We start from the raw sequence: 11,588 nt of genomic DNA on the forward strand, positions 1-11,588 counted from the left end.
AATGAAAATAAGAGCCCGTATTTCCATCACGTTTCTGATCATTGTTGCCGCGAATTTGATCCTTTTCTCGCTGGCTATTTATTTTATTTCGGAATATTTCAGGCAACGGGATTTTTATTACCGGCTGTCGGACAAAGCCCGGACAACGGCTCGTTTGCTCATTGAAGAAGAAGAAATTGACCCCGCTATTCTTCGGCTAATCGAACGCAATAACCTTACCTCCTTGCCGGAAGAACACATCGTGATTTACGACCCAGCCGGCAAACAGATTTATGCCAGTGCTGACACGACTCTCGAAATTGTGGGACGCCAGGATTTGCTGGAGCGGGTTCGGAAGCAAAAACAACTGTACCTGCGTCGCAATGCCAAAGAAATAGTCGGATTTACGTACAAACGCAGAAACCAGGAATACGTGATCATTGCCTCTGCTTATGATGAATCCGGCTTAACAGAATTGCACCATTTGCGGAATATTCTCGGTTTTGGGCTCGTTTTTAGCCTATCGCTGGTCGGTATTTCGGGCTGGATGTTTGCGGGTCGTTTCCTTCAGCCCATTTCCAACGTGGTACGGCAGGTCGACCAGATTACCGCGTCAAATCTGAATCTGCGGGTCGACGCCAGCGAAAACAGCGATGAAATCGCGCAACTGGCCCATACCTTTAACTCCATGCTTGACCGGGTTCAGGAAGCTTTTGAGGTGCAGCGCAACTTTGTAGCCAATGCCTCCCACGAACTTCGTACACCCCTTACCATCATTACCGGACAGATCGAAGTTACGCTGATCAAAAAACGTACGGTTGAAGAGCACGAAGCGAAATGGAAAGCGGTTCTGGATGTAATCAAACGCCTGAACCTGCTGGCCAACAACCTTCTGGAACTGGCTCAGGTGAGCCTCGACGATGCTCCCATCAAATTTCAGGAAGTTGCCCTGGACGAAGCCATTTATCAGGCAACGAAAATTCTGACAACCCGCCGACCCGATTACCATGTCGTTTTTTCGTTTGAAAGCGAAACAGCGTCCATGCAGTCGTCATTGACAGTTCAGGGCAGTATGGCGCTGCTGATTTCGGCCTTTCAGAATCTAATGGAGAACGGCTGTAAATTCTCCCCTAAAAACCAGGTCGATGTCATCCTGGGTGCTAACGAGCGCTGGGCTACCATCCAGTTTAAAGATGAAGGAATCGGCATTGACCCCAACGATATCAAACACATTTACGAGCCTTTTTTCCGGGCCGAAAACGCCAAACGCATTCACGGATACGGCATTGGCCTTCCGCTGACATACCGCATCATCCAGCTTCACCGGGCCCAGATATCGGTTTCATCGGAAATTAACAAAGGCACCACCTTCACTTTGAAATTCCCCAAAACGCTCTAATCGTTTTCTAATCACTTTATAACCACATTCTCATCATTTTATAACCAGACTCTCATTGACTTCTAATTGACACTTAATTAATAGGCGTCCATCTTGATGTAACTTTGTAGTATCCATACTATCACACATTAAACGTTACATCAAGATGTTCAATCACAGCAAGTTAGGCCGAAAAACCAGTGACTTTGTCAATTGGGGGACAGTTTGGGGGCTCATTTTTGCCGCCATCGCGCTTGATATCTACATCAATTACCGAGAGCATACACAAGATAAGGAAAAATACCGCACCCAATATGAGGCCAAAGCATCGGAAGCGGACTCGTTGCGGGCTGTAAAAAATGAATTGGAACGGCAGCTACTGAAGGTAACTCAATCTCCATCAACGAGCTCCATAGAAAAGCTCCCGGCCGGATCACCAGCGGTTGCCGCGGCTGATAATGCCAATCAATAGGACTTCTACCGGTTTATTCAGGTCTAGTTGAAATCACGCATCCTATCCAATCCATTCAAAAATTAAAATGAATACAACACAGCAAAACTTTCGGTTCGTTGATTTCAGCAACGCGGAGGGAGACATCAAAGGAGGTGTTGTTTCATTTCTGGTAGCCGTCCCGTTATGTCTGGGCATTGCGCTGGCTTCCGGAGCACCTCTCTTTTCAGGGATTATTGCTGGTATTGTTGGCGGCTTGGTTATTGGTCTGTTCAGCCGTTCGGCCGTCAGTATTTCGGGTCCCGAAGCAGGCCTGATCGTTGTAACCTTAGCCGCGATTGAATCGCTTGGCACTTTTCCGGCTTTTTTGTTGGCCACCTTCATGGCCGGAATTCTCCAGATCGGTTTAGGCTTTTTACGAGCGGGTATCATCAGTAACTTTTTCCCTTCGTCCGTCATCAAAGGCATGCTGGCCGGGATTGGTGTCATCCTCATTATCAAACAATTGCCCCATCTCGTTGGCTACGATACCGATTCGGCGGAAGAAATATCGCTTTTTCAGCCTGATGGTTTTGACATTATTAACCAATTCCAGGCTGCCATTGGGCAGCTGAATGCCGTGGCGTTTCTGATTGCGGCTGTTTCGCTAACGCTTCTACTTCTCTGGGAACGTCCTTATTTCAAGCAGCACAAGGTGCTGAAGAATATTCCGGCAGCTTTGATTGTCGTTCTTACGGGTATCACTATCAACGAGGTAATGGCGTTGATTCACCCCGCCTGGGCTTTAAAAGGAAATCATTTGGTTCAGTTGCCCATTGCTGGCAGCGCAGCTGAGTTCTTTGGCTTGTTTACAATGCCGGACTTCGGTCAATGGACCAATCCTCAGGTGTATGCAGCCGCCATTTCCATCGCCTTGGTGGCCAGTCTGGAAGCCTTGCTAGCCATCGAAGCCTCGGACCAGCTGGACCCACTCAAACGCAAAACCCCATCCAATAGAGAGCTAAAAGCGCAGGGAATTGGTAACATGGTAAGCGGGCTGGTTGGTGGAATTCCTGTCACATCTGTCATTGTTCGTAGTTCGGTCAGTATCAATGCGGGTGCCCGGACAAAACTGGCTGCGTTGGTTCACGGTACGCTGCTGCTGGTCTGTGTCATTGCCCTGCCAGCGGTTCTTAATCGGATTCCCTGGGCAGCCCTCGCTTCAATTTTATTGATTACGGGGTATAAATTGTCGCGGATTCAGATTTTCAAGGAGCTACTGGGCGAAGGCATTTCCAAGTTTCTCCCTTTTGTAGCTACGGTGGTTGCCATCCTGCTGACGGATTTGTTGACCGGGATCGCCGTTGGTATGATTGTGGCCCTGTTTTTCGTGCTGCGGGAAAATTACCTCAATGCCCATAAAACGGAAACATTTCATGTCGACGGACAAAAGCGAATCCGCATTAGTCTCGGCGATTATGTGTCATTTCTGAGTAAGGCCAGCATCGTTAAGTCACTAACAAATGTGCCGGATAATGCCATCGTGGAAATCGATTGCAGCCATTCGTCCTACATCGACAGTGATGTGATGAACACTATTCAGAATTTTAAAGAAACAGCCCACCAGCGCAACATTCAATTCGTGTTTTTGCGTGAACCGGCTGATTATAAGTCGATGCCCGAATCGGTAATTGCCATGCGCAACCGCCATTTACGGGAAATCGAACAACGGAAATAGCATTCTTTGTGTGATAAATGTCGATAGAGCCGGACTGGAATCTGCGGTCCGGCTCATTTGTTTCCTACCAGCAACCCGCTGAAACGGTAATTTTGCCCAGAAAGACACCGTACGCAAAAGACAATTGTCTTTAACGACTATTTCCACAAGGCCTGCCCCGCCCGGCGGCATTTCGCTACTCTCTCCAGACTCCAATCGTTACTTGCGGCTCAACCGTTGCCAAATTTCCGTCACCCTCGCTGCTTTTTAGCCATCACCAGGAACAAAACGATACCATAAAGAAAGCTGCCAAAAAACATTTCTTCATTAATCGCTGAATTGTACGCCTATCAAACCGTAAATCCGTTTCGTTTCTTTGTGGGTTTTCTAATTTTCCGGTCACCAGCTTAACTATTTACGATCACAACCGGTTTATGCTGTGATTTTACCCCTATTCCATGAATCTAGCAACGCTGGCCCAGGACCGCGCGAAAACCGCCCGGGCTGTTCAATTGACATACATTAATGACTCAGCCCCCGGCATCAGCCGCCAGCGTTCGGGCGACCATTTTACGTACCGCGATTCGAAAGGAAAGCTGGTTGATGACGACGATACGCTTGATCGGATCAAAAAGCTGGCCTTGCCACCAGCCTGGGAAAACGTCTGGATTTGTGCTCGACCGAATGGGCACCTGCAGGCAACCGGCATCGATACCCGTGGGCGCAAACAATATCGGTATCATGCCAACTGGAATGCTATCCGTAGTGAAACCAAGTTTTCGCGCATGATCGCTTTTGGCGAGCAGTTGCCAGCCCTGCGTATGAACATTGGAAAGGATCTGAAACGCCGGGAACTCACAAAAGAAAAAGTGATCGCCATTGCGCTCAGCGTTATGGAGCAGACTCTGATTCGGATTGGTAACGCATCCTACGAAAAAGAATACGGCCATTACGGTCTGACAACGTTGAAAGACCGCCATGTCAACATTGCCAGCTCCGAAATTCAGTTTCGGTTTAAGGGCAAGAAAGGCATTTACCACGATATTACCGTTCGCGACCGGCGGCTTGCGCGTCTGGTAAAGGCCTGCCGCGACATTCCGGGCAAAGAGTTATTTCAATATTACGATGACGATGGCGTACACCGCAGCATCGACTCCGGGATGGTAAACGATTACCTGCGTGAATACACGGGCGAAGAATTTTCGGCTAAAGACTTCCGGACCTGGGCCGGTACCGTCAACGCCCTTCGGCTCCTGGCCGAACTAGAACCTTGCACAACGGAAAAAGAAGCGAAGAAGAACGTTAATACCATTCTGGAGCAAGTGGCGCACCGCCTGGGCAACACCCGCACGGTTAGCCGCAAGTACTATGTCCATCCGCAAATTCTGGAAGCCTACGAATGCCAAGATTTGAACCCCTATCTGCAACGCAAGAACCAGTTTCGCCAGACTTCCAAGTACGGATTGGACCCGATCGAGAAGCTACTGTTGCGGTTTTTGAAGGACAAAGTAAAGAAACCCAAATAAAGCCCTACGGTTTTTGAGTCGGCGGAGCATCAATCCTGCGCTTTGACCCATCTGTGGTGCTCACAACGCTGGCAGGTTTCAATCGGGTCTTTTCCGTATTCGACCACCTGCCCACACTTGCAACAGGCATAGCGTCCGGGTTCGGAAATAAAATCAACAGGATCTTTAAGCAAATGAGGAAAAATGGGTAAACCGGGCCTGATGGCGTCTCCTTTGTATTGAAAAATACTAACCTCGCCGTTATGTTCCAGAATCGCCGTTCGTACTTGTCCAAGATGCTCAACGCCCGCCAGCCGGAGTTCGGCAAACAACTCGTCCAGCCCTAAATCCTCATCGTCAAAATTCTGAACCAGGATGCAGCCGTTTTCTATTACATAGACCGGTTTTCCTTCCAGAAATTCCCGAACTGGCTTGTTTTTGTCGGCCAGCCGGGTGAAAAATTTGTAGCTGCTCATCATGACCACGAACACCACCGCTGCCGCCAGCAGCGGGACATCGTGGTAAAACATGGGATCACCAGCCGCCGACCCCAGGCCGATCACCAGCACGAGTTCAAAAACCGAAAGTTGTTTGACTTCGCGCTTCCCCGACACTTTCAAAGCCAGTAGCAGAATCAAAAACATCACGAAGGTCCGCAAGGCTACCTCTCCGAGGTAACCCACTGGGAAATCGTGCATAAACATGCGTTGCCAGTCAAAGGGTTGAACCGGCTCCTCTTTTTCCATGCAGGCGTTGCGGTTGCTTAGGTTGGTTTGTTCTTACGGATTTTCAGGTTACGATTTTTCGCCCACTCCTCCGCCCGGGAGGTGGCAATCGGAATTGCCCGATCTTCCGCCATTCCCTCGTTCAACAACGCATTGGCAATATCAATCGCTTTATTTCGCACTGGTGCCATAAAATTTTTCAGCGACACCGGATAATTCTGCTTTGTCCAGGGCATATCGAATCAAATGTTAAGAGTGATGAGTTGACGGACGCACTGTGCCTGAGGAGACATTCTACCACCAACGGCCCCTTCTTAACTCTTAACTTATTTCGTTTGTTGCAGAATTTGGCTGCTCAGTCGAAGCAGTTCAATTTCAGCAACTTTCGTGTTGTATTCCGCGTTGATCAGACGCGTTTCGGCAGCCACTGAATTGCGCTGGACATCCCGAAATTCAACGGCGGTAGAATTTCCGACTCGGTAGCGCTCAAACGCAATATCAACGTTCTGATTGGCGATTTTATAACTTTCGACTTCGAGATTGACCAGAATCAGGCTGTTACGGTATTGCGAGTAAGTTTGTTCCAGCGCTTGTTGCAACAGCAAACGCTGATCGGACTCCTGGTATTCTGAAATAAGGGCACCTGCCTGGGCGTTGGCAATCAACCGACGCTGGTTGAATCCGGTAAAAATGGGCACACTCGCCTGAATACCGTACACCAATGCATCGTTGCGGGCACTCCGAACCCCAAAACCGCCCTGGTTATCGATGGCGGTAAAGTTATAACCACCCACCAGATTGACCGTTGGCAATTGCTGCGAGCGGGCCAGTCTGACGTTCAAGTTGGCAACCCGGCGATTCAACGCAGCCGCAATCAATTGCGGGTTGTTACTGGCCAGCGATTGCCGGAGCTGGTCGAGCGAAATATCCGTTCGCACAATAATCGTATCCCGCACAGCAAACTCCGTAGCGGGGTCCCGGACGATAAGTGTATTCAGGAAAATTTTGGCATTGCGAACATTCTGCTGCTGCGCAACCAGTGCCGAACTGTCGGCGTTATAATCAACTTGTGCGCTCAGAAAATCGACCCGGGAACGGGTTCCTACTTCAAAGTTAGCCCGGGCCAATTCCAGTCGGTCCCGGGAAATATCGAGGGCCTGCCGCAGGGAGGTCAGCTGTTGCAGCTGTCGAATCACATCGTAATAAGCCGTGGCTACGGTAGCCACCGTCGATTCAATAGTAGCCCGGCTATTGGCTTCGCTGATCTTAACCACCTCGCCCAACCGATCGTACGCTATAAAGTTTCCAAAACCGTTGAAAACCGTCCAGTTTAAGGCTACCCCAACCTGCGTGTTCCGGTTGGTCACACCGTAGAGATTTTGCTCAGGACGGAGGTTATCCAGAAACTCCTGACGCAAATTTTGCAGGTTGTTATTGTTGGTCAGGTTACCAACCAAGTTGGGGAAAAAGCTGTATTTAGCAATTCGGAAATCCGTACGGGCAATCTCTTCCTGCGACTTGAAGATGCGAATCTGGTAGCTTTTTTCAAGAGTTGCAGAAATAGCCTCCTGTAGGGTCAAGGTAGGCCCTTCCTGCGTAATCGTTGACGTTCGGCGAATACGAGGGGCAAGCGGTTGGGTGGTTTGGGCCCAGGCAGTTAAAAATGAAACACAAAGGATTAGGCTTAGGATGAAGCGCATTCTGGTATTATTTTTAGGTAACTGACCTTCAAAATTAAAAGATATTCTGTCATTGTGGGTATCCCGGAATTAGATTTGGCGGGAATTCTTCCAGACCGAATGAATTTGGCTATTATTGTCTCAATAAATGATCAAAGTGGATTTATGCAACGATATTTACTGATTTTCCTGTTTTTCTTTTTGACGTGTATGGCTTGTTCCTCCAAAAAGCAAGCTGATTTGATTGTGCATAACGCAACTGTTTATACGGCCGATTCGGCTTTTACCACTGCCCAGGCTTTCGCGGTCAAAGATGGAAAATTTCTGGCCGTCGGCTCTTCGGGTCAACTTTTAAACGACTATACGGCTGATACTACCGTTGATTTACAGGGCAAACCGGTTTATCCCGGCTTCTACGATGCACATGCCCACTTCCTGGGGCTGGGCCAAATGCTGGATCAGGCCGATCTGGTGGGTACGGAATCGTTTGACGAAGTTATTCAGCGGCTTCAGGCTTTTTACAAGAAGCATCCCACAACGCTTTGGCTCATTGGTCGGGGCTGGGACCAAAACGACTGGCCTGACAAACAGTTTCCGACCAGGGAAAAACTCGACGCGGCTTTTCCCACTATTCCGGTTTGCCTGACCCGCATCGACGGTCATGCCGTACTGATCAATTCCAAAGCGCTCCGTTTGGCTAAAATTACTAAGGGAACCAAAATTCCGGGAGGTGAGGTAGTTTTAGCCAACAATGAACCAACGGGCGTACTGATCGACAATGCGATGAGCTTGATCCGGCGGCTGATTCCACAACCCGATGAAAAAGACAAAGAGCGCATGTTATTAGCGGCTCAGAAAGTCTGTTTGTCATTGGGCCTGACCACGGTTTCGGATGCCGGACTGAATCGGAAAGATATTGAGCTGATTGAACGTCTACAGCAGGAAAACAAATTAAAAATTCGGGATTATGTGATGGTTAGTCTGGGCGAACCCAACCTGGAGTATTACCTTAAACGAGGTCCTTCCCAGACGGATCGGCTCACGGTTCGCTCGTTTAAGCTGTTCGCCGATGGAGCGCTGGGGTCACGCGGGGCCTGCCTGCGAAAACCGTACACCGACCAACCTCAAACTGCTGGTTTTCTGCTTCTCAGCCCGAACGAACTGGAACGAGCGTTAACATTGCTGGCAAACAGTAACTTTCAGGCCAATACCCACTGCATCGGAGATTCGGCCAATCACCTGATTCTGGATTTGTACGGTAAGCTGCTGAAAAAGCAAAACAACCGGCGCTGGCGAATTGAGCACGTGCAGGTCGTTTCACCGGATGATTTGGGGAAATTTAAGCGCTACTCGGTCGTTCCGTCGGTACAACCTACGCATGCAACTTCAGATATGTACTGGGCCACCGACCGGCTGGGGGCCACGCGGGTAAAAGGTGCCTATGCCTTTAAGGATCTGATGCAGCAAAACGGTTATCTCGCATTCGGAAGCGATTTTCCGGTCGAAGCCCCCAATCCGCTGTACGGTTTTCATGCTGCTGTGGCCCGGGTCGATGCCAAAGGGTTTCCGGCGGGTGGCTTTCAAATCGAAAATGCCGTTGATCGTGCTTCGGCGCTGAAAGCCATGACAAGCTGGGCCGCTCACGCCAATTTTGAAGATCATCTGCGCGGTAGTATTGCCCCCGGCAAACAAGCGGACTTCGTTGTTCTGCAACAGGATATTATGAAGGTTCCGGCCCCCAGCCTGCGCGGCACAACGGTTTTGCAGACCTGGATCGGTGGCGAAAAGCTCTATCAAAAATAAGGGCTGTCTGTTACTGTCCCTTGTATTTGGCAATGGCCTCCTTAATCCGCTCAATCCGATTATCCGGATCGGGGTGGCTGCTCATGAATTCGGAGGGACGATTTGGGCCACCGGCGGCTTTCAGTATTTCCATCACATCAATCATCGCTTCGGGTTTGTAACCGCTTTCGGCCATCCAGCGAACCCCTAACTGGTCGGATTCGATCTCATCGTCGCGCCCGTACTTTAGGCCAATCAAATTGGCTACATAAGCCGCGATGGCCGCATTCCGGCCCGGCGAGTTAGGGTCTTCCGTGGCGATGGCGGCTGCTCCCGCCAGCCCCTGCGTGAGTTGCTGCTTGGCCATTTGTTCGGCGGAATGTCGGCCGATGACATGCGTAATTTCGTGGCCCAGCACTCCCGCCAGCTGGTCTTCATTTTTCAGTTTGTCGAGCAATGCAGCCGTTATAAAAATCTGTCCACCCGGCACCGCAAAGGCGTTCACCGTCCGGTTGTCGGCCAGCACGTGAAAGTCAAATTGGTACGGACTGTTTTTGATATCGGTTGCGTTGACCAGCTTCTGACCGACACGCTTGACCGACTGCTGCACTTTTTCGTCCGGGTATAATCCACCAAATTCGCGGGCCATCTGTGGAGCACTTTCGAGCCCTAGCTGCACTTCCTGCTCGGGCGTCATGCTGACGTGCTGTTTCTCACCCGTCACGGGGTTTTCCTGGGTGTTCGTGAAATAGGTAAAAACGGCCACTAGGGCCATTACCAACCCAATGATGATTCGAGTTGCTCGGGAGCGCATAGTATCAGGTGTAAATGGTTTTTAGTTTAGTCGTATACTAAACTAAAAAGTAACGAAAAGTTCTTACGTCAGGTCCCACATGATGCAATTTTCAGATAACCACACCAAATCCAACCCCGCCCCAGAGGCCAAACTTATTCAGAATAAAAGGCGTCAACTGTGCTTTCAGAAAAGCGATTGTTCGCTCCTGATTGATCGTAAAATAGTGCCGCACACCCACCATCGGCGATGAGCGGTAACCGTCTTCTTTGACCAAAGGGCGTACGAATGCGGTTCCTCCCCAGCCCACTTCCAGAAACCAGCGTTTACGGAACCCAACGGGCGGTGGGCAGCTTCGGGGGTTCGGATTGAGTAAGAAATTGAACGAAACCGAATGCGGAATAGTCAGCATACTGTACTGGGTAAACATCGTACCCACTCCGCCCCGAATTACCCAGAAGTGGGCTTGAGGCCGCAGTGGTACGTACTCCAGATTAAGGGAAACGATAGGACTCAGGCCACCCAGCTCGACCGTGGTGGACCACCGACGCGGTGATTCATACGGTTTAACAAATTGAGCCTGCACTTGAACACCAATCAGCACCAAAAGGAACAAAAACCGGGTTGGCATATGTCCATAACGGCAATTTTCGGATTAGATTGCAGCAACCTTTTTGAAGTAACGAAAGAAACCGTTACCACTATTTACTGATTTCGATCCGCCAGTCGGGACCGCTGGAGATCTCGTATTTTTTGGCGAAATCACCCATATTGACTGCCACGGAGAAATTCAGCAGGCTGTTAAAATAAGCCACCTCCTCTCCTTCTTTTGACTCTCCGAAGGTATTGACTATCAACACCCTCCGATTATATTTTCGGCGATTTTTGTAGAAGATCCGCACCTGTACTGTTTCCCCGGTTTTGGCACCCAGCTGCGTAAAAAGGTTTTTGCCAATATTAGTCCAAACATTACCGTACTGTACATCCAGTACCGGAATGGTTCCTTTCAGGACGTTTCCGTCGAAAACCGCAGGCTGGTACGGAATTTTTTGCACCTCGGCGGGTAATCGTTTTCCGACCTGAGCGAACGTAATCTCCCTGGCCGCCAGCCGGGCTCCCGTGTACGCATACACGTCGCGACCGTGAAACGTGTACGATTCGTTGGAGTTCTGCAATCGGTTTACAGCTTCATCAATTTCGCGTACTTCCCGAATTCCCAGCTTTTCGGCGATGAGCGTCAGGGTTCCGTTGTCGGGCGTGACAACATAATGACCGGACTGGGTGAGCAACACCACCGATTTTCGCTCCGTACCCACGCCCGGATCACAGACTGAAACGAAAACCGTTCCCTGCGGATAATACGGTGCCGTTTGCAACAGCCGATAGGCCGCTTCCCAAATATTATACGGCGGTATTTCGTGCGTCAGATCAACAATTTTCAGGTTAGTCGACACACCGAGAGCAACGCCTTTCATGGCCGAAACCGCCCCATCCTTGAGCCCAAAATCAGACTGAAAAACCAATACGCCATTTTGCGCCCACAGCCCACCGGCCAGCAACCAGCCATAGAGCATCAGCAGAGCGGTTTTATGTTTCATGA

Annotated in this window: 11 protein-coding genes; 5 read left to right on the forward strand and 6 right to left on the reverse strand. The window is 49.8% G+C overall.

Annotated elements, in window-relative coordinates:
• Window position 1: 1 nt before the first annotated feature.
• From ACYVH9_RS12145 to ACYVH9_RS12160, 4 genes are all read left to right on the forward strand, one after another.
• A complete protein-coding gene (locus tag ACYVH9_RS12145; RefSeq protein WP_460636622.1) occupies window positions 2-1,378 on the forward strand; it encodes a sensor histidine kinase in 1,377 nt (458 codons plus the stop codon).
• A gap of 145 nt (window positions 1,379-1,523) precedes the next feature.
• On the forward strand, window positions 1,524-1,829 hold the full coding sequence (locus ACYVH9_RS12150) for a hypothetical protein (RefSeq protein ID WP_460636623.1): 306 nt from the start codon (window positions 1,524-1,526) through the stop codon (window positions 1,827-1,829).
• A gap of 67 nt (window positions 1,830-1,896) precedes the next feature.
• Complete coding sequence (locus ACYVH9_RS12155) at window positions 1,897-3,525, forward strand: SulP family inorganic anion transporter (RefSeq protein WP_460636624.1); 1,629 nt, start codon at window positions 1,897-1,899, stop codon at window positions 3,523-3,525.
• 437 nt (window positions 3,526-3,962) lie between these two features.
• Window positions 3,963-5,030: a DNA topoisomerase IB gene (locus tag ACYVH9_RS12160; RefSeq protein ID WP_460636625.1), complete on the forward strand. Its 1,068-nt coding sequence runs from the start codon at window positions 3,963-3,965 to the stop codon at window positions 5,028-5,030.
• Between the two features lie 29 nt (window positions 5,031-5,059).
• On the opposite strand, the gene ACYVH9_RS12165 is transcribed toward ACYVH9_RS12160, so the two are convergent.
• The 3 genes from ACYVH9_RS12165 to ACYVH9_RS12175 form a co-directional block, all read right to left on the reverse strand.
• Entirely contained in the window at window positions 5,060-5,755 is a 696-nt protein-coding gene (locus ACYVH9_RS12165) for a DUF421 domain-containing protein (RefSeq protein WP_460636626.1), read from the reverse strand.
• A 17-nt stretch (window positions 5,756-5,772) separates the two neighbouring features.
• Window positions 5,773-5,970 carry a DUF2188 domain-containing protein gene (locus ACYVH9_RS12170; RefSeq protein ID WP_460636627.1) on the reverse strand — a complete coding sequence of 66 codons (198 nt, stop codon included), beginning with the start codon at window positions 5,968-5,970 and terminating at the stop codon, window positions 5,773-5,775.
• A 90-nt stretch (window positions 5,971-6,060) separates the two neighbouring features.
• Entirely contained in the window at window positions 6,061-7,434 is a 1,374-nt protein-coding gene (locus tag ACYVH9_RS12175; protein ID WP_460636628.1) for a TolC family protein, read from the reverse strand.
• Between the two features lie 144 nt (window positions 7,435-7,578).
• Here ACYVH9_RS12175 and ACYVH9_RS12180 point away from each other — a divergent pair, with 144 nt between their 5' ends.
• Entirely contained in the window at window positions 7,579-9,216 is a 1,638-nt protein-coding gene (locus ACYVH9_RS12180) for an amidohydrolase (protein WP_460636629.1), read from the forward strand.
• A 10-nt stretch (window positions 9,217-9,226) separates the two neighbouring features.
• On the opposite strand, the gene ACYVH9_RS12185 is transcribed toward ACYVH9_RS12180, so the two are convergent.
• The 3 genes from ACYVH9_RS12185 to ACYVH9_RS12195 form a co-directional block, all read right to left on the reverse strand.
• Window positions 9,227-10,009, reverse strand: coding sequence for a M48 family metalloprotease (locus ACYVH9_RS12185; RefSeq protein WP_460636630.1), 783 nt, complete (start codon window positions 10,007-10,009; stop codon window positions 9,227-9,229).
• A gap of 91 nt (window positions 10,010-10,100) precedes the next feature.
• Window positions 10,101-10,619 (reverse strand): hypothetical protein, encoded by a 519-nt coding sequence (locus ACYVH9_RS12190; RefSeq protein WP_460636631.1) that lies wholly within the window; start codon window positions 10,617-10,619, stop codon window positions 10,101-10,103.
• A gap of 70 nt (window positions 10,620-10,689) precedes the next feature.
• Entirely contained in the window at window positions 10,690-11,586 is an 897-nt protein-coding gene (locus tag ACYVH9_RS12195) for an SAM hydrolase/SAM-dependent halogenase family protein (RefSeq protein ID WP_460636632.1), read from the reverse strand.
• Window positions 11,587-11,588 lie beyond the last annotated feature (2 nt).

It is taken from the genome of Larkinella harenae, from assembly GCF_054780515.1.

Excerpts from the sequence above, each read along its gene's own strand:
- ACYVH9_RS12145 (WP_460636622.1), top strand. The coding sequence starts at position 2 with ATGAAAATAAGAGCCCGTATTTCCATCACGTTTCTGATCATTGTTGCC.
- ACYVH9_RS12150 (WP_460636623.1), top strand. The coding sequence starts at position 1,524 with ATGTTCAATCACAGCAAGTTAGGCCGAAAAACCAGTGACTTTGTCAAT.
- ACYVH9_RS12155 (WP_460636624.1), top strand. The coding sequence starts at position 1,897 with ATGAATACAACACAGCAAAACTTTCGGTTCGTTGATTTCAGCAACGCG.
- ACYVH9_RS12160 (WP_460636625.1), top strand. The coding sequence starts at position 3,963 with ATGAATCTAGCAACGCTGGCCCAGGACCGCGCGAAAACCGCCCGGGCT.
- ACYVH9_RS12165 (WP_460636626.1), bottom strand. The coding sequence starts at position 5,755 with ATGGAAAAAGAGGAGCCGGTTCAACCCTTTGACTGGCAACGCATGTTT.
- ACYVH9_RS12170 (WP_460636627.1), bottom strand. The coding sequence starts at position 5,970 with ATGCCCTGGACAAAGCAGAATTATCCGGTGTCGCTGAAAAATTTTATG.
- ACYVH9_RS12175 (WP_460636628.1), bottom strand. The coding sequence starts at position 7,434 with ATGCGCTTCATCCTAAGCCTAATCCTTTGTGTTTCATTTTTAACTGCC.
- ACYVH9_RS12180 (WP_460636629.1), top strand. The coding sequence starts at position 7,579 with ATGCAACGATATTTACTGATTTTCCTGTTTTTCTTTTTGACGTGTATG.
- ACYVH9_RS12185 (WP_460636630.1), bottom strand. The coding sequence starts at position 10,009 with ATGCGCTCCCGAGCAACTCGAATCATCATTGGGTTGGTAATGGCCCTA.
- ACYVH9_RS12190 (WP_460636631.1), bottom strand. The coding sequence starts at position 10,619 with ATGCCAACCCGGTTTTTGTTCCTTTTGGTGCTGATTGGTGTTCAAGTG.
- ACYVH9_RS12195 (WP_460636632.1), bottom strand. The coding sequence starts at position 11,586 with ATGAAACATAAAACCGCTCTGCTGATGCTCTATGGCTGGTTGCTGGCC.